Consider the following 19,354-nt stretch of genomic DNA (forward strand, 5'->3'; position numbering starts at 1 on the left):
ACCTTGCGCCTCCACAATTTCAGTTTTTTGTAGTTCATTTTGCGATCGATAATTGTTAACAGAACTGGAACGTGCATCTACCCAAATTGCCTCGCTGGTAAGGGGTTGCGCTGGGTTAGGCGGTACACCACCTGTTCCAGTAATAATAAAATTAGATGCTTCCGTACTGACAGCTTGACATCCAGTAGTAATCCGGGGAGGATTGACAATTTGTGGACTACTCAACAATCCTTGAGTAGGATCGACATCAGGAGTTTGAATATTTACAACTCCATCAAATTGCGGCCCTAATTGAGAACTCGCTGTGATATCACTAGTGGTTAATGTTGGTTCTCTTCTTACTTGTGCGCCAAAAATTCCTTGCGCTTTAATGCTAACTTGACCTCCTTGGCTGTCGATCGAATTTGCTGTAATATCGCTATTTTCCAAGGCTGCTATTACATTACTATTAATAATGATATTGCCGCCTGTTCCACTAGCATTAGTGGTAATTTGGCTATTATCTTTCATTTGTAAATTATTACTATTAATTGTAATATTTCCGAAATTTCCAGATTTTGTTTCTGCGGTAATTGTGCCGTTTTTTAACTCAATAAAATTGGCTGCGACATTTAAATCACCTGCTGGCCCAGTTCCTAGATTCAAAGTAGCTGCTGTTAACCTAGCACCATCCCGAACAATTAATCGTCTTGTTCGCACAGATACATCTCCAGCCCTACCTGTACCCAAAGTATTGGCAGACACATCACTAGCAAAAAGCGTTGAATTTGGAATTAAAGGTTTGGTAGTAGTACCTGCTATTTCTAATAAATCTACAGCATGGATCGTTACACTTCCTCCAGTTCCGGTGCGTGTAGCAGCTGAAATAGCTGCTCCATTTTGAACTGTTAATGACCTGGTGTATAAGTTCAAACTCCCTGCATCGCCGCTACCAAAACTAGAAGCAAATATACCGCTGCGTAACAACCCATCTGCTGAATCTGCTATTACTTTTATTGATTCAGCAGCATTAATTTGAATCGATCCTGCTTTACCTGTACCACCTGTTGTGACAGCGATTTGTGCTCCATCTCTAACTACTAATTCCCTAGTAGCGATCGCTAAGTTACCGCCTTTTCCGGCATCACCAGTCGCGGCAAAAATGCCACTGGGCAGCTGACCCTGAAACAATGTTCCAATCAAATTGATAGAATTTGTAGCTTGAATATTTATATCACCTGCATCGCCAGGAACCGGAGCTAAACCTCGCAATAAAGGGTTACGAACTAATGAAGGATTGCGAAGCGAGAGAGAACCAATAAAACCGTTTTGGATTGTTAATTTGCCCGTTACAATGTTCAGGGTTTCGCTTTTTCCTGGTGCCACTGTCACAGCACCAAGAATCGAGTTGCCGACAATATTTAATTGCCGTGCTTGAATAGAAATTGTACCTCCATCTTGATTTCCCAATGTGGTGGCAAAAATAGCGCTGCTATCAGATAAAGTAACGCGATCGGCCTTTATTTGAATATCCCCACCGCCAGAACCACTAACATTAATAAAAGACTGTCGAGATAGATTAATTTCCCCGAAACTATTTGCACCCTCATACCCCATTGTATAACCATTAATTACAGGCATAAGGCTAATGCTACTATTACCTGCAACACTACCTAGCTCAATCCTACCTCCAGGCGCTAGTAAATTACCTTTAGTAATAAGAATGCCACCTTCGATTGTTACGTCTCCACCGATTAATGCTAGAGTTCTACCTGAGTTTACCTGCAAACCTTGAAAAGATTCTATGAGCGCTCTAACTACATTTTCAATCCTAATCAGCGCTTCATTAACTATCAATTCAGGGGGTACTGCTAGAAATCCTTCAAATTGTGTACGGTCTATATTTCTTTGCTCTGGATTGATGTTAAAACTTTGATTTGGGTTTTGTACGATAATTTTTCCTGGCGTTGACCCAAATTGTAACCCAATGGGAACACTGACAATTAATAAAGGGTTACTTTGAGGCGCTGTTGCGCTAAATTCTGTACCATCAGCAAATTTAATACTATTAGCTGTGCTGACAAAAAATGAACCACCAATATTCAACTGTGCATTCGGGCCAAAAATAATTCCATTTGGATTAATTAAAAACAGATTAGCTGTACCGTTAGTTTTAATCAACCCATCAATATTAGAAATGGAGTTTCCTGTAATTCTGCTAAAAATATTTTGAATTTCTAAAGCGTTATTGAAATGGGCATTGGTTTTAGTAGGTATGGAAAACTCTTGAAAGCTATGAAACAAATTGTTACCAGACCTAGTTCCTCCCTCAATGAGATAGCTATTTCCTTGAGGAGTCACAATAGAATTACTTGGTAATGTCCGATCGGGAATTATTTGTGCTGTAATTGGAGTATTTGTAAATATTCCCAAAATAGCTAGACAGCTAAAAAAGCAGATTTGGTAAGAAGCACTCTGTTTCATTTTTCATAGCCTGGTTTAGTTTTCCCATTTGGAGTGACTCAGAGCAACCATTAATTGAAATTTAACCAAGTCGAGAACTGTAAACAGAGATATGTTACACCTAATTGCCTGACTCACTACCATGATTTTGATAATTCTTTACTTTTTGAGAAAACTTTTGATTAAAGTTTTTGTAACGTCTGTTTGGTTGCTTTGTTTTTCAGTAATAATTGTGACAGAGTAGTAAACACACTCAAAACTATTAATCCTACGACTGAAGTCGGTTCTGGGACAGTTTGAGGGTTGGAATTTTGTGATTGAGGATACCAGATAGCGCCAACTGCATCTATGTCAGCACCTAAAAAAGGGTCTATTTTACCAATTGGGAATTTAGTCCCAGTTCTATTTCCTTGATTGGGATCGTCAGTTAAGCGCACATAGGAAAATAAATCATTTTTCCCCCATCCAAAGGCATCTATATCAATACCTTGAGTTCCGCCGGAAACTTTACCAAGGCTATACCATGTCAAGCCATCTTTACTAATATCTACAAATGTAGCTTCTTTATCCAAACCTGTTTCAAAAATCCATAAATCAGCAGTTCTGTTACCGCTTCCCGACAAGAAATTATTAGTGAACTTGAGAGTTAAACTGCCTCCAACTCCCAAGGAAACATCGCATCCAAAATCTATCAATCCGCTGTCTGGTGCGCCTAGAGCTTTGTTGGGATTTCTTGCACTTGCAATAGGACTTCCATTATTAATAGATGGATTGTATGAAATTACTACATCAGCAAAAGAAAGGACTCCATTAGGAAATTCTACTCTTCCAAATCTAGCAGCTTGGGCAGCATTGGTAGTTTTTAGTGTAACTAAAGCGGTTCCAGTTAGAATAATAAATGCCTTGGTAAATTTCATTTAAATTGTATCCTCCAAATGGAATTGATTCTAAAACAAAAACATTATATGCAGCTGTGGATGGCAGAATCTTTACTTCTACGTCTCCCCATGTCGAGAAAAGCTGCCCTCCGAGTATCCCTGCCTGTGCAGTACCAGATGTTCCCAGCCCAATTAATGCTACTCCAACTGTAGCCATTGATAATTTCTTTATGGTATTCATACAACTATTTCCTCAAATCAAAGTTGAATTAGTGAGAAATTAGATTTTGGCAGCGAAATAGAGGATGGCGGCGATCGCTCCTCACTTCACAGCTTTGTTATATCTGTTGGCTTGATTTGAACTTGTAAACTACATTAACTCACTTAAGTTATAAAGTCAACCGATAGTACAAAATAGATGCTAAGTACCTCAAAAGCTCAGTGGTAGCTGGAAAAAGTCTAATTTGATTTTCACTCACTAAAGTTACAAAATGTAAAGTACGAGCGACTGACGGGAAGTGAGGGAAAGGAGAGCGATCGCGCATCCTTGGAAAGCTTGTGGGTGGGGCGCGATCGCTTCTGAACCTATTTGCTTAGACGTAAGTGAAATTTTATCGTTTTCCAATTCACTTAATAGTAAATCGCTACCAGCGCCACCTCTTAAGCAAACGTTTTATTATTAATTGCTTTATATGAGTAATTACCAAGTACAGATTTTACAGCAAACTTTTTTCCACCAAATCGCCTTCTATTTTTAGGGACTTTGCAAAGCTTGTTGCTGCTGAATTAGCACCTCTAATTCTTGCTGTAAGTAGTCGGACATAAATAATGTAAACTGTCTTAACTTTTATGAAGATGCTCAATCAGCCTGCTGTCAATAATTACAAAACTTTTACAAAAGTTCATATAGTATTGTTTACTTTTATCCGACTACTTAGTAAGTGAAGTTTCTGTCATATTCTAATTCTGAAACTTACCCTCCTGCCAATTACCTTGTAACCTTGTTCCATCAGCATAAATATAAACCCCTTTTCCGTGTTTATCTCCGTTACGAAACTCTCCATCGTAACTATCACCATTGGCGTATTTACAGATAGCTTTACCATTTAAATTACCTGCACTAAATTCTCCTTCACACCGATCGCCATTGGCAAACACATAAATTCCCGTACCATGAAATTTTCCTTGCTGAAAATCACCCTCATAACGGTTTTTATTCGCAAAAGTAAACACGCCTTTACCATGAAACTGTCCATCTTTAAATTCTCCCTTATAAGTACCTTCTTTAACGATCGTAAAACTTCCTTGTCCTTCCGGTTTACCATTACGAAAACTCCCTTCATAACGATTTCCATTCGGATATTCTCTTACTCCTATACCATTAAACTGTCCGTTTTTAAATTCTCCTTTATAGCTACCACCATCTGCAAAAGTATAAACGCCTTTACCGCTGGGTTGATTATTACTTAACTCACCTTGATAACGGTTGCCATTGGTATAAATACAATTGCCAGTACCGCTAATTTGACCATTAGTAACGTTTCCCGAACATTTGTTACCATTGGCGAAAATGTAAGTTCCTTTACCGTTAGGTGTACCATCTTTAAATTGACCTTCGTAACGACCTCCGCCAGATGTAATATAAACGCCTGTACCATTTAGTTGACCGTTGCTAAATTCGCCTTCGTAGCGATCGCCATCTGGATATTCCCAAACTCCTTTCCCATTAATTTGATTGTCTTTAAATTCTCCCGTATAACGGCTTTTATCAGCAAAGGTATAAGCTCCATTGCCCTCTTTTTTCCCGTTGACGAAAGTGCCTTCGTAGCGATCGCCATTCCCATACTGACAAACACTTTTTCCATTCAATTGACCGTTAGTGACTTCTCCCTCACAACGACCACCATTAGGTAAATCAATTATAGCTGCTTGCATAACTAAAGGATAAGCAAGTACAGCAGAAACAGTGAATAATCCAATTTCAAATTTCAGCATAAATTCTAATTTTCTCTATCTAAATCTTCCTGACGTTGACGTTCTCTTTCTCGCCGTTGACGCTTATTTTCTTCTCGACGTTCACGCGCTTGGCGCTCAAAATCAGAACCGCTTGTAGCAAAATTAATTGCTAATTTTACGGTTCTACTTCCTTCATCTGCAGGCGCAAATCTCATTTTTCGCACCGCTTCCACAGCTACTTCATCTAATTTGTTATTACCACTAGATTCAACTAATTGCGGCTCGGCTGTGCTACCATCTGCTTTAACTACAAATTGAATTACTGGTCTACCTTCCACATTCTCCAAATCTGAAGGATACTCAGGATTACATTCGCTAACACAACGCAATCCTCCACCTCTTCCACTTCTTCTCGCTGTCTGGCGATTTCCGCCTATATTTTCCCCTTCTTGTCTAGTATTTCTTCTAGCTGGTGGTCGATTAACTGCAACTCCTGTAGAAGTTCCAGGAACAGTCGGCGAAATATTACTATTAGTTCTACTGGTAGAAGTATTATTGTTGTTACTAAAACTGTCTCGAAATCCTCGGTTATTAGTAGCACTTTGTAACGGTTTACTTCCGCCTACAGGTCGATTGCTTGGGCGTTGATTATCTGCTGTTACTTCTCTGGGAACTCCCGGAGAAGCAGCGGAAATATCATCGGCTGGATTAGTAGTTGTTGGAGAATTATTGGGATTAGCAAAAATATTTCTAAATACCCGATTTCTGCTTGAAGAACTTTGTAAAGGTTGACTGGTTGCTGTTGGTTTATTAGCAGAATTTTCTCGATTTCTTGTCACTTCTTCTGGTGTTACTGGATTAGTAAAAGAAGCATCATCACCCGGATTTGCGCCAGTTGTTGAGTTATTGGTAGCAGCAATTCGATCGCGGAATTCCCGATTTACTCCTCTAGATGATTCTATAGGTTGACTGGTAATTGTGGAACTATTTACAGCTGGTTGTTGATTTGCTGTTAATCCTCCTGGTAAATTTGGTGTTTCCTCTGTACTTGTTTCATTTTCCACAGGTTGCGACTCCACTAACTGCTCTTTAAAATTCCTAGCATTTGCTAAAGGAGTTGGCAAAGGTTGGGAAGTGTTAGGTGTTTCTGTTTCCGGTTTTGTGGGTTGAGGGTCAGGTTTTTGTAGTTCTTCTTTAGGGTTTTCCGCAATTCTTGGCGGAGCTAATCTTTCTGCAACTTTTTCCGGTTCTGCTGGGGTAGGAGTTTTTATTGGTTCATTTATTTCTTTTGGTTCTTTAGGTATTTCTAAAGGTTTTGGTGCTTCTACTTTTGTTCGTGCAGTGTCTATTTTTGGTCTGACAATTGGTTCTGGTGTGGGTGTGACAATTGATTCTGGTGTGGGTGTACTAACTAGTTTTTCTGGTGTCGGCGTAACTACTGGTTGTGGGGTTGGTTTTGGCGTTTCTAGTTCTGGCTGTTTAATTTCCGGTTCTGGTGCATCCAAAACTACTATCTCAATTGCATTATCTACCAAAGATGGTTCTTTTACCAATAGGGCAAACCCGAAAGCTAAAACTAGATGCAATGCTGCTGAGCCTGCAATGCTAAAAGCCAGAATGCTTTTAAGTGCTGCTTTCTCTTTCTCTCGTTGTTCTAAACAAAAGCTGGAAATGCTCATCCCCTAAACTTCTTCCCAAAATGCACATTAGTCCAGGGCGACAAACTGGCGCTTTGTGCGATCGCTCTGTCACCCAATAATTGAAAATAATTTTCACTTACCCAGATAAGTTAAAACGATTATGTGCAAATGTCAATCCCAGTTGCTCTGAGCTTAAAAGTTGCTCAAAACCCTGATTTATAAGCATTTAAGCCTTATTACTTCCCTGTAAAACTCTGGTAAATCTTTAAATCAAAGTTGACTATTGCAATTTTTTACTTTTTAGCTAAGATTCTTATTAGAAATATTTTTAAATTATCCGGTACAATACTCCTGAGCAAAAGTTGAAGAAAAAAGTATGAAAGCAGCAGTTGAGTATTTCTTAGCTGGCGGTATAGTCGCTTGGCCTTTGTTAGGATTTTCGATAGTTGCGATCGCATTTATTATCGAACGCTGTTTATTTTGGTTCAAGGTGCATCGTCGTCAGAGCCGAATTGTGCGAGAGGCGTTGAAACTGTATCCGCTAAAGCCCAGTACAGCAATCAAATTACTCCAGCAAAATGCTGATTTACCGATGGCTCGAATTTTCCTAGAAGCTTTAGAGTTAGATAATCCTAATCCAGAAGAGTTTCGCTTAGCTTTGGAAAGTGCTGCACAGGCAGAAATCCCGACATTCAAACGATTTAATAATGTTTTTGAAACCATTATTGCGCTCTCTCCTTTATTAGGTTTATTAGGAACAGTTTTAGGCTTAATGACAGCTTTTTCTTCCCTAAGGCTTGGTGATGTAGCAGGAACTCAAGCTAGTGGTGTAACTGGTGGAATTAGTGAAGCGTTAATTTCCACAGTTATGGGATTAGTAGTAGCAATTGCCACCTTAATGTTTGCTAATACATTTCGCAGTTTTTACTTAAGACAATTGGCACTGATCCAAGAATATGGTGGTCAATTAGAATTGTTATATCGTCGTCATTACGAACAAGGAAAACAAACTTATGCGTCTACCTGAAGAATCAGAAAATCGTGCGGAAATTAATATTACGCCAATGATAGACGTGATATTTTCTATCTTGGCTTATTTCATTGTTTCCTCTTTGTCCTTAACTCGTTCAGAAGGGTTGCCTGTAAATTTACCCCAAGCTTCCACAGCACAAACACAAAAGACGGAACAAATTAACGTATCGATTTTACCCGATGGTGCGATCGCTCTGAATCGTCAACCAATAGAGTTAGAAAAGTTAGAAGCTGAAGTAAAAACTAAGATTGCTCCTAACACTGAAGCCTTGGTAATTTTAAATGCAGATAAAGTTGTCGCTCATGGTCGTGTAGTAGAAGTAATGGATCGATTACGTCGGGTAAAAGGAGCTAAATTAGCGATCGCCACTCAAAAATAATTGATTAAAGGAGCCTCGCATGAGAGTGTAAAAATGCACTCATTACAGGAATAATTACATCAAATATCTGAGTTCATCTGCGTTTAAATTTAAAATTTTGGGTTAATAATAACCAAAGAAAATAGGGTGTTCCAATCATTGCTGTAATTAAACCGGAAGGTATTTCTTTAGGAGCAAGTATAACTCGACCAATAGTATCTGCTAATGTAACTAAAATTGCACCTAAAAGTGCAGTGATGGGAACTAATTGACGGTGATGATAACCAATTAATAAACGAGCGGTATGAGGTGCAATTAAACCAACAAAACTGACTGTACCAACAGTTGAAACAGCTGCTGCTGCTAGGGCAACGGCGATCGCAATTGCCACACCTCGCGCTTTCTGCAAAGATAAACCTAAACTGCGGGGTAAATCTTCACCCAACGCCATTAAATCTAACCAACGCGCCACTATTGCAGCTAAAGGCAACAAAATTAAAGGGAAAATTATTAATCTCCCCAATTCTTCCCAAGAACGGGCGTAAGTACTTCCTGACAACCAAACTAAAGCTTGGGCAACTCGCAGTTTAGAAAACACGACTAAAATGTTAATTCCGGCAGCACAAAAAGCCGATATAGCCACACCTACAAGCGCCAAGCGAGTGGGAGAAATCCCATTTTGCCACGCAAAGAGATAAACTGTTCCAAATGCTGCTATAGCTCCACTAAATGCTGCTAAAGGAATCATTTCCACAGGCGCTTCGGGGAAAATTACTAACATTAATAATGCCCCTAAACCTGCACCGGAAGTAATACCAACTATTTCGGGTCCTGCTAAAGAGTTTCGCACCACACCTTGCAAGAGTAAACCGCTAACTCCCAAAGATGCACCAGCTAACATCCCTACTAATAACCGAGGTAAACGTAACTGCCAAATTACTCTTTGAGAAAGCGCATTTCCTCCACCAATTAAAGTATTAACAATTTCTCCAAAGTTAAGAGAAAGATTTCCCCAAGATAAACCAATAAATAGAAAGATGCACAAAGCGATACTTAAACCAGTAAATAGTAAAGGAAAAGGGAGAAAATGAGAAGGGTGAGAAAACTGATTTGATGGGCGATTTTTACTAGTTTGCTGGCTGGAAGGAGCTAAAATAATTAAAAACGGTGCGCCAATTAAAGCGGTAATGCTACCTGTGGGAAGTTCGCTGAGATTAGTTGTTAAAGTTTGGGCGACAATATCCGCACCTACTAATATAATTGCACCCCAAATAGCAGAACCAGGAATTAGTAAAATGTGACGACGATATCCTAACAAACGAACGAGATGAGGGGCGACTAAACCAACAAATCCAATAGAACCGACAACGCTAACAGAAATAGCGGCGAGAAACACAGCAGTAAGAGTAGTTAGTAAACGAGTTTGTTGAATTTTTTGTCCTAGCGATCGCGCCACATCTTCGCCAAGTAATAATATATCTAAAGCCTTTGCGATCCAAAGTGCAAAAATCAGAGCGAAAATAACTTTTGGTGCTGCATAAATATTACTATTCCAATTAACTTGGGAAAGAGAACCTGCACCCCAAAAGAATAAACCAGTAGTTTCATTTTCAAATAATAGTTGTAAAGCAGCGGTAAAAGCAGAAACGGCGAGAGAAACAGCAATCCCAGATAAAGTGAGACGTAGGGGATTAATTTGGGTTGCACCTGCGATCGTATAAACTAAAATAGCTGTGACTAAACCGCCAGTAAAAGCAACTATAATGGGTGATAACTTTCCAGGTAAAATTATTGCACTAAGCGTCAGAGCAAAATAAGCCCCAGCATTAATTCCCAAAGTAGTAGGTGAAGCAAGAGAGTTACGAGTAATTGTTTGTAATAATGCACCACTAACACCTAAAGCACTTCCTGCAATTACTGCTATTAAACCACGAGGAAGACGTACAAATCGAATAACATCTGCTTCTGGAGTATTGCCAAAAAACAAACTAGGAACCACAGTAAAAAAACCAACTTCCGTTTGTCCTTGGCAAATATGCAGTAACAGCAATAACACCAATAACAGTAAACTACCAACTAAAACAATTAACCTCTTCATTTGTGTTTATCTGTGGTAAAAAAAACCTTAACATCCACACCAAAAACCCAAAAACTGCATTTTAAACTAAACTTTTAACAACCTTTTCCGCCAAAATTTTAGCAGATAATGGCCCACCAAAAACCCAAGTATCTTCTCCCAAAGAGTATAAACGATTATCCTTAACAAACTCCAACCTTTTCCAAACAGGATTACTTGCAAAACCTTGTTGAGGAACTTGATTATTTTCAGCAATATAAAGGAAGTGAGACTTTCCCAAAGGAAGTAAACTTTCCAAACCGATAGTATTAAAGCCAAATCGATCTAATTTCTCATTCCAAGCATTTTTTAATCCTATCTTTTCCAAAACTTGTACTGCTAAAGCATTTTGGGTAAACAAACGAAGTTCCGGGACAAATTGACCGAGAATAAAAGTATTCTCTGTTAAATTTGCATCTTTGATTTTTGCTGCTGATTCTGTTAAACTGTTTTGCAGATTTTTGAGTACAATTTCACCTCGACTAACTCGATCGCAAGCTTGGGCGATTTGGCGAAAAGTTTGCTGCATTTCCTCAAATTGATTCCCTGTTTTGGGGTCAATGTATGGATTAAACAAAAGCGTTTTTCCTATAGAAAACAAAGTTTTTAAAATTGGTTCGTGGCGGAGTTCTAAACCGAGGATTAGATTAGGTTGTAATTGTGCGATCGCTTCCAAACTAGGTTCTTGTCGCGTTCCCACATCTTGAACATTTGGCGCAAGTTGAGGCGCAATATTTACATATTTTTTATATCCAGCAATATCAGCCACACCGACAGGTTGAATACCTAAAGCTAGCAAGTTTTCCACATAAGTCCACTCTAAAGCCACAACCCGTAAATCGTTAGTTTTAGCAACTTGATTAACTGAAGATTTTTGTTGAGAACAAGCAACACTAACAGCTGTTGCTGCTGTGGTAATAAGTAACTTTCTCCGACTTAAATTCATAAAAACCTCTTCTTCTTCTTTCCTGTCTTTCGTGTCTTCGTGGTTCAAAAAAAAATTTTAGAACGCAGATGTTTTTGTAAGTTGTTGGTGGGGATACAAGGTTTTTTTTACCAGAGATGTCCACAGATAAACACAGATGAACACAGATAAGATTGTAAATATTTTTCAGTCCATAACCCCTATTCAAAATAAACAAATTGGTAGGCCATTAACGGGATGACAGATTATTGTCATTTCCACACCAAATACTTCTCGAACAATTTCTGGAGTCATCACTTCTGCTGGAGATCCAGAAGCAATTATTTGACCTTGGTTGAAGAAGATTAGGCGATCGCTATAACTAGCTGCTTGGTTCAGATCGTGTAATACCCATCCTACAGTAATTCCCTCGTGACGATTCAAAGAACGCACTAAAGATAACACTTCTAACTGATGGCGAATATCTAAAAAAGTGGTAGGTTCATCTAATAATAATATTTGGGTTTTTTGCGCTAAAGCTAACGCAATCCACGCCCGTTGACGTTCTCCCCCAGAAAGTGTATCCACTACCCTTTTTGCTAAAGGTTCTAAACCTGTAACTTCTAACGCCCAACGCATCGCTTCAAAATCGACTTTCGAGAAACCGCTAAATAATCCTTGGTGAGGATAACGCCCAAATCCAATTAATTCCCACACTGTTACACCTTCGGGAATATCAGGTGATTGGGGTAACATAGCGAGTTGTTTCGCAATTTCTCGCGTGGATAATTGGGCGATGTTACGGCTATTTAAGTAAACAATTCCTTGGGAAGGTGATAACAACCGGGCTAAAGTTCGTAAAACAGTACTTTTTCCTGAACCATTTGGACCGATTAAAGCTGTTACCTTTCCCGGTGTTAAAGTGAAAGAAAGGTTGGGAACGATTACTCGATCGCCATAAGTTATCTTTAAATCGTGCGCTTCAATTTCCATTACCAAGTAAAACTATATCTTACACTGATAGTTGTTCCTTGTGCCGCAGCATTACTAGAATTGATTCCTTGAATTTGCGAAACTATTGGGAAATACTGGGTATTAAATAAGTTTTGTATCCCAAAAGTTAGTGTTCCCGGCCCTACTTTAATGATGCTAAGATAATCAGCGGTAAAGTAGCTATTTACTTCTTCTAAACCATAACCATCTCCTTCAGGATTACGACCTCCAGAATAAAGAACTTGTAAGCGATTAGTCCAGCGAGAAGTTGTTTGGTGTTGCACATAAGCGGTAAGTTTTAGTGGCGGAATCCGAAAACCGTCGAGGTCAGTATAATCGCCATCGTCGCCAATATCAATCCTTCCTTCTAACCAACTTAAACTTCCTCCTAATGTTAAGCGATCGCTTAATTTAGTATCAATGGTTGCTTCAATCCCATAGACATATTCAGGAGCACGAATTACATTTAAGTCAGCATCAAAGGTAGAACCTAAATCTGATTGATTATAAAACCCAGATACAGATGCTTGAATGTTGCGCCATTGTCCGCGAACACCTAATTCAAAATTGTTGACTTTTTGCGGTTCGGGGTTAATATCTCTGACAGATAAATTTGCGGAAGCACTTCGCAAAACTCGACCTACATCAGCAAGGGAAAACCCTTGGGAAAAGTTGAAAAAGACGTTAACTTCAGGGATGACAAAGTAAACAATTCCGGCGTTAAACAGTAGTTCGTTATAGTCGAGATTTCCGCCTCTAATATTGTTACCGCTTAAGGTGGTGTAATCATCAACATTTATCCCTGCGGTTTCGTAACGAAGACCACCGTTTAGGATAACGCGATCGTTAATATTCCAGTTAAATTGAGCAAATAATCCTAAGCTGCTTAATTCGATCGGAGGTGCCCAAATTCGGTTTCCGCGCTTGCGATATCTTAACCCATTACTAGCGTCGAATTCTGATTCATCAAAAGTAGAAACTGGTTGCACAGTATCTTCAAAAAAATAATCTGCACCCCACAATAATCTAGCTGCACCTTGATTAAATAAAGGAGTATCAACTTGCACTCGTGCGCCAAATTTATCCGATTCAATTCTAGATTGTATAATATCGTTACCAAACCCTGCAAAATCTCGCGCATCAAAGGGGAAAAAGCGAGTGAAATAGTTACGATAATAAGCTTGAGCTTGTAACTTACTACCTAAAAGATCATCATGGCGATATTGCAGATTAACTTGAGCATTTCTAGTAGCTTGTTGTTCATCTAAATCTAATCCTCGTAAAGCACGCGCACGGCGACGATTGGGAAAATCATCTACTCTAGGATCGGTAGTATAGTCGGTATTTTGTGTGTCTTGAAAGTAGTTAAAACTGAATTCTAAACGTTGATTTTCACTCGGTCGCCAACCAACTTTACCGAGGAAATTCATATTATCAGTATCAGCAAGTCCACCTTGTCCATTAGGATCGGGAGGAATGCGATTACCACCAGCATCAAAATATCCTCCTGTTCCCGAAAAGGTAGCAGAAACTAAATAATCGATCGGTCCTTGATTTCCCGAAACTGATTGTTGAGCAAAATAACCCAAACTATCAGAAAAATGACTTAAAGAAGCATTAGTTCCTACTTCAGTTCTTAGGGTTAATTGTTCTTTGCTAGGTCGTCGAGTCGTAATATTAACGATACCACCAGTTGCGCCATCGCCGTAAATTGCGGAAGGTCCCCGCAACACTTCAATTCTTTCGATAACTGAAGGATCGATCGTCCTCAAATCCCGAAAAACATTCCGACTAGTAGACTGAGGAACGCCATCAATAATTACTAAAATATTGCGTCCCCGCAGTGATTGTCCAAAGTTACTAGCACTTTGAGTAGAAGGTGCTAAACCAGGAACTAACTGACTTAATGTTGTCCCAAGATCGGGTGTAATTCGAGTTTGAATTTCGAGTTGTTCCCGATTAATAACTGTTATTGAACGAGGGACATTATTAATATTTTCTGCGGTACGAGTTGCAGTAACAACAAGTTCAATTTCTTCCGGTTCCAAACTAGCAACTTTACCAGGAGTAATGCTAAAAGCAAGACCTTGAGGAGTCAATTGATATTCAGCTTTTGGAGTATTAGTTTCCCCGACTATTGTTAAACGAACAGTATTAGAATCGAGAGTTGTCAGCGAAATTCTCTGAATCCCTGGAACTGGATTAATTTGCTCAGCAGGCGTATTTTCCGGTAAATTAAGTTGAGCATTGGGAATATCAAAAATTAAACTTTGATTCTCACTAACAGGTTCAATATTAGGTATAAGTCCCGAAGTTGTTTGTAAAATAGCTTCTACACCATTAGGAGTTCGATTAATCTGAATTCCCGTAATTTGGATAACTTGAGCAAAAGCAGATTGAACATTAACTAAAGAAACAGTACTTGCAACAAAAACAGAACTAAAACCAGACCAAAAATTCACAATTGTTCTCCTCACACACAGCGTAACAAAAATTTCTCTCTCTTCTCTTCCTCTGCGTCCTCTGCGTCTCTGCGGTTTCTAAAGAATAGACGCTATTTGAACCACTTCATCAAGCGCATTACTAACAGTTCCAAAAGTAGAAACAGCAGGACGATTACCACTTTCATCAGCGTAACCTTGCGCCAACAAACGAGTCCGATTTAGACAAAGTTTGCTGAAACTTGGTGATAGTAAATCGAATTGAGTAAAGCGCGATCGCAATTCAGGAAACTCCGCCTGATAATTCAAAATAACTTCACGAACTTGTAACCAAAAATCTTGCTCATCATACTGATGATAAGTTTCCAACAAATCCGATAAATAGCGGAAATGACAAATAAATAAACCGCAAAAAATGTACTGACAAAGTTTCTCGTCTTTCTCACCAGCAAAAAAGGGTTTAATCTCAGACGGAAAACTTTCCAACTCTGGGAATGGATGCTCACTAATATTAACATCATCAAGAAAATCTTTGAGCGCAACCCTTACAGGAATGTTGTCTTGCAAAATTAAAATCACGTTTTCCCCATGTGGAGAAAAGACGGTTCCATAACGGTAAAGGTAATGAAGCAGAGGAGGTAAAACAGCATTGAACAGACTTTTTAGCCATTGAGATAAGCTTAAATCTGACTGTTCAACAAGTTGAGAAATAAAAGGTTTACCCTGATAATCTAGATGTAACAAAGATGCTAAAGTTATTGGTTTTTCCTTTGGTTCGAGATAGTTAAACACACTTTCGCGCCAAAGACAACCCAGCATCTCTCGATATTGATAAGGTGTTCCTTTCAGGTTAATATAATAAGGATGAAAATACTGCATTCCGGCGACTTCACCTAAGAGGATTAATCGGCATTTTTGAGTGAGGAAAGAATCGCGATCGCAAATATCTTTCAACCATTCCGTCATGTATGGCGCTAAAATTGGCGCAGGTAATCCCCGATAAGTTGAAGTGTTGAAAATACTAATTGGAAGTTTGACATTGCGTTTTTGGGGATTGCTGATATTTAGGAAAGTACGAATTGATTGTTGAGGTAAGTAGTTGTCTGGCGATCGATCTAAAATAACAATCGCATTAGTAGCAATTTCCTCAGCAAATAAACTCGCTAAATAGGTTTCAAATTGCCAATCATGTATGGGAAAAAAGTAATAATTATCCGGGTTTAATCCTTGTTCAATTAGTAAGTTTTGAAATTGGTTAATTTGACTTTCTCCTAATTCTTCTTGCAGTAATTTATCATAGCTTAACTGAGAGACGGCGTTAAATTTAGTTTTATCTTTTCGCGATGCAATCCAAAGAAAAGAAATTGACTGTTTTTGTTCTGGGGTGTAATTCAAATAATCCTGATAATTAAAGCCAATTCGACCTTTATTAAAAGTAATCCAAGGGTGTCCTTCCATTTCTCCTTCTAATTCAGCATAGTTTAAGTTTAATAGGTTAGTTTTGGCGGTTTCTTTGTTAACATAAATGTGTGCATCTGCTAATAGTGTGTTGCTGATTTCTCGGATAAAATGAGCAGTAGTAATGGGGTTCATTCCTATAGTTTCATGAAGATCTAAAATGAACTGCAATACTTGGGTTGCTGGTTCCCATTCTGTGTTATTTTGTTGGCGTTTAATTGTTTCGGGAATGACTCGGTAGCTGTTAAATAATCGGGTTTTGGCTACGAAGCGATAAACAACGGAGGCTAGGGGAAGTTGATATAGTTTGGTGTTTTTGTTAGTTGTTTCGATGATTTCTGGGGTGATTATTTGTTCATACATGAATTCGGAAAGCATTTTGGCTAGTAAGTTCCGATTTATGGTTTCCCAGTTTTGCGGGTGTAAGGCTTTTTTAAAGATTGTCAGGTGTTGCATGATTTTTGTTTTTTTAGAACGCAGATGAAAGCAGATAAACGCAGATGAACGCAGATGTTAGCGCAGTATTTATGGTGGGAGTCAGAGATTGTTTTTTTACCACAGATATCCACAGATAAACACGGATGAACACAGATGTTTTTTAATGAGTTAGTCTTGGGGTACTGGAGGTAATGTTTGGGGTTTTTGCGAGTTTTGGAAGATGGTAATTTTAGCGAATATCCAGTTAGCAATGCTGAAGATTGCTGCTATTAAAAATGGTGCTGCTAGGTTGTAATTGCTGACTAACCAAGATGCTGCTAGTGGCGCACCTAATCTTCCCACGTTGGCGAAGGATGCGGCTACGCTATAGTTAAAGTGAATTCCAGTTTCGCTGCTTTCGTTGAATAGTTTCAGTTGTAAAACTGTTTCGGTGACTGCTAGGAAAAATCCGTAAACTAAGCGACTGAGAATTAGGAAAAGCAGGGAGTTTGTCCAACCTTGTAAAAATAAACTCGCTACTAATAATACCATTCCAAAGGTGTAAATTTGCTTTAATTTATTAGGTTTGCAAGCAAAGTGGATGTAAGGTAACGCTGCGATCGCCATCACACTCGGAATTAGAAATAGAATGCTACTATTGAGCAAACTAATGTTAAATGGTTCGGGTGCAATGACATATTCAGTAAAGTAGGGACGGATTAGATTGTTGGCAAGTTGAAAGGTGAGAATTGCCATTCCAATTGCTAGGATAAAACCTATTTGTTGCTTTTCTGTCGTAACTTTTGATTCTTGTGTAATAGGTTTATTTTGAGGTTTGGTTTCTACTCCTCGCAATAGATAAATGCAGAGTGCTAATTGGATTAAATCTACGATCGCAACTCCATAAAATAATGACAATGGTGCTTCCCATCCCATCATCCAAGCGCCAGCAATTGTAGATGTAACAATTGCACCGTGAGATACTGCTTGGTAAGTTCCTGCTACTGTAGAACGTTGACTTTCTCCGGCTAATTGAATGATTAATGTGTACACCAAAAAGTAGCTACTTTTAAGAACAAGTAGTACAACGGTGTACCACAAAAATTGCTTTTCGTTTGTCGCTGTCGCCATCATTGCTGTCATAATGGCGCTTCCTAATTGTCCGAAATATATTAAATGTTTGACAGAAAACCATCGCGCTAAAATTCCCCATAATGGAGAAGCAATAACTACAGTCAGGCGACAAACAAAAATGTAATACCCTGTGTAAGCTAAGTCTTCTACTCCAAAAACTTTGCGGAAGAATTGCGGGTAGAATGGTGATAATAAAACTTCGGTAAACCACGCTAAGAAAACACAAAAAAATAGGGTTCCTAACAACCATTTTTGTTTCATGAAACAGCAACCCCAAATTCTTGAAAGACATTAGAATGGTTTACAGGATAGATGGTTTTTCCTGTCAAACTGTTAATGATGACGGCGTTTCTATATGCACCAAGTCCTAAATCTGGTGCGCCAATTCCGTGAGTGTGCAATTCGCTATTCTGCACAAAAATTTGATTAACAACAGGTTTTGTTAGGCGAACTTGATAGTTAAAAGTAACGTTGTAACGTCCTGGATTATCCCAATCAATTAAGTTTTGCAATCCTGAAATGCAGGTAGGAATTGCATGATGGTATCCAGTTGCAAGGATAATACAATCGGTTTCGTGATTGATACGTTCGCTTTGTTGTTGATGGCGATATCCGATTTGGTAGCGAGTTCCGTTAGGGGTGGAAATGGGGGTAACTTCTTTCGCTTCTAATAGGGGAAGTAGGTGAATGGGGGGTTTTTTTCCAGCAATTGTGCGTTCGTAAAGTAAGTCGTAAATTTTGGTGATTGTTTCGTGACTAATTCCTTTGTAAAAGAAGGTTTGTTGTTGTAGGATTTGCGATCGCACTTCCGCCGATAAATGATAAAAATAGCGAATGTAGTCTGGCGAAAAGTGTTCTAAAGCGAGTTTGGTATACTCCATCGGTAAAAAACTGCTAGAACGAGTATGCCAATGCAGTTGATAACCGTAAGTTTCTTGTTCAACTAAGAGTTCGTAAAAGACTTCAGCGGCGCTTTGACCTGACCCTAATATAGTAACAGATTTGGAGGTTCTAGGGCGATCGCGTCGATGCAAGAATTCCGCAGAATGAAAAATTTTTTCCGCATGTAACACATCTTTGAAACAATTTGGAACTTGGGGAACGCTACCCACTCCTAATACTAAATGTCGTGTCAAGTAAGTTTGAATTTGTTGTGAGGAAACGTCTCGAACTTGGACTTCAAAATAACTTTCTGCTGATGTTTCTTGCCAAGAAATACTTTCCACTCTTTGTCCAAATCGGCAACTTTCCAATTGATTCGCTACCCACTGACAATAATGATTATATTCTCGGCGCGGAATCTGAAACCGTTCCAAAATATAGAAGTGATAAAGGCGCGATTGTTCCTGCAAATATTTTAGGTAACTAAAACGGCTACTAGGGTTAACCATTGTTACCAAATCAGCCAAAAAAGAAACTTGAATTGTTGAACCTTCAATCAACAAACCCGAATGCCAAATAAACTCAGGTTTTTGTTCTAAAAACAGTGCTTTAATCCCGGAAATTGGTTCGAGTAATGCTGCTAATCCTAAATTAAATGGCCCAATTCCTACACCCAAAATATCGTAAATTTCTTTAGCCATG

The 19,354-nt window shown here is 38.8% G+C and carries 14 protein-coding genes; 2 read left to right on the forward strand and 12 right to left on the reverse strand.

The window, feature by feature from the left end; genetic code table 11:
• The 5 genes from ACE1CC_RS10715 to ACE1CC_RS10735 all read right to left on the reverse strand — a co-directional run.
• On the reverse strand, positions 1–2,463 hold a 2,463-nt coding region (locus ACE1CC_RS10715; RefSeq protein WP_413270447.1), incomplete at its 3' end, for a two-partner secretion domain-containing protein.
• Positions 2,464–2,624: 161 nt separating this feature from the next.
• Positions 2,625–3,359, reverse strand: coding sequence for a hypothetical protein (locus ACE1CC_RS10720; protein WP_413270448.1), 735 nt, complete (start codon positions 3,357–3,359; stop codon positions 2,625–2,627).
• 445 nt (positions 3,360–3,804) lie between these two features.
• Positions 3,805–3,945, reverse strand: coding sequence for a hypothetical protein (locus tag ACE1CC_RS10725; RefSeq protein ID WP_413270449.1), 141 nt, complete (start codon positions 3,943–3,945; stop codon positions 3,805–3,807).
• A 335-nt stretch (positions 3,946–4,280) separates the two neighbouring features.
• The gene (locus ACE1CC_RS10730) at positions 4,281–5,315 is read right to left on the reverse strand and encodes an MORN repeat-containing protein (RefSeq protein WP_413270450.1); all 1,035 of its coding nucleotides are present in this window, start codon (positions 5,313–5,315) and stop codon (positions 4,281–4,283) included.
• 5 nt (positions 5,316–5,320) lie between these two features.
• The gene (locus ACE1CC_RS10735) at positions 5,321–6,955 is read right to left on the reverse strand and encodes an energy transducer TonB (RefSeq protein ID WP_413270451.1); all 1,635 of its coding nucleotides are present in this window, start codon (positions 6,953–6,955) and stop codon (positions 5,321–5,323) included.
• 337 nt (positions 6,956–7,292) lie between these two features.
• Here ACE1CC_RS10735 and ACE1CC_RS10740 point away from each other — a divergent pair, with 337 nt between their 5' ends.
• Entirely contained in the window at positions 7,293–7,943 is a 651-nt protein-coding gene (locus tag ACE1CC_RS10740; RefSeq protein ID WP_413270452.1) for a MotA/TolQ/ExbB proton channel family protein, read from the forward strand.
• Positions 7,930–8,328 carry an ExbD/TolR family protein gene (locus ACE1CC_RS10745; RefSeq protein ID WP_413270453.1) on the forward strand — a complete coding sequence of 133 codons (399 nt, stop codon included), beginning with the start codon at positions 7,930–7,932 and terminating at the stop codon, positions 8,326–8,328. The genes ACE1CC_RS10740 and ACE1CC_RS10745 overlap by 14 nt, the downstream gene beginning before the upstream one ends.
• 73 nt (positions 8,329–8,401) lie before the next feature.
• Here the strand turns inward: ACE1CC_RS10745 and ACE1CC_RS10750 are convergent, their stop codons facing one another.
• The 7 genes from ACE1CC_RS10750 to ACE1CC_RS10780 form a co-directional block, all read right to left on the reverse strand.
• On the reverse strand, positions 8,402–10,405 hold the full coding sequence (locus ACE1CC_RS10750) for an iron ABC transporter permease (protein WP_413270454.1): 2,004 nt from the start codon (positions 10,403–10,405) through the stop codon (positions 8,402–8,404).
• Positions 10,406–10,466: 61 nt separating this feature from the next.
• Positions 10,467–11,417 (reverse strand): ABC transporter substrate-binding protein, encoded by a 951-nt coding sequence (locus ACE1CC_RS10755; RefSeq protein ID WP_413270455.1) that lies wholly within the window; start codon positions 11,415–11,417, stop codon positions 10,467–10,469.
• 135 nt (positions 11,418–11,552) lie between these two features.
• The gene (locus tag ACE1CC_RS10760) at positions 11,553–12,320 is read right to left on the reverse strand and encodes an ABC transporter ATP-binding protein (RefSeq protein WP_413270456.1); all 768 of its coding nucleotides are present in this window, start codon (positions 12,318–12,320) and stop codon (positions 11,553–11,555) included.
• The gene (locus ACE1CC_RS10765) at positions 12,320–14,782 is read right to left on the reverse strand and encodes a TonB-dependent receptor domain-containing protein (RefSeq protein WP_413270457.1); all 2,463 of its coding nucleotides are present in this window, start codon (positions 14,780–14,782) and stop codon (positions 12,320–12,322) included. Before ACE1CC_RS10765 ends, ACE1CC_RS10760 begins: the two co-directional genes overlap by 1 nt.
• Before the next feature lie 78 nt (positions 14,783–14,860).
• The gene (locus ACE1CC_RS10770; protein WP_413270458.1) at positions 14,861–16,675 is read right to left on the reverse strand and encodes an IucA/IucC family protein; all 1,815 of its coding nucleotides are present in this window, start codon (positions 16,673–16,675) and stop codon (positions 14,861–14,863) included.
• A gap of 150 nt (positions 16,676–16,825) precedes the next feature.
• On the reverse strand, positions 16,826–18,031 hold the full coding sequence (locus ACE1CC_RS10775) for an MFS transporter (protein WP_413270459.1): 1,206 nt from the start codon (positions 18,029–18,031) through the stop codon (positions 16,826–16,828).
• The gene (locus ACE1CC_RS10780; RefSeq protein WP_413270460.1) at positions 18,028–19,353 is read right to left on the reverse strand and encodes a lysine N(6)-hydroxylase/L-ornithine N(5)-oxygenase family protein; all 1,326 of its coding nucleotides are present in this window, start codon (positions 19,351–19,353) and stop codon (positions 18,028–18,030) included. The genes ACE1CC_RS10775 and ACE1CC_RS10780 overlap by 4 nt, the downstream gene beginning before the upstream one ends.
• Position 19,354: the final 1 nt, after the last annotated feature.

Origin of the sequence: Floridaenema aerugineum BLCC-F46, from assembly GCF_041929345.1 — a bacterium.
GTDB classification, from domain to species: Bacteria; Cyanobacteriota; Cyanobacteriia; order Cyanobacteriales; family Aerosakkonemataceae; genus Floridanema; species Floridanema aerugineum.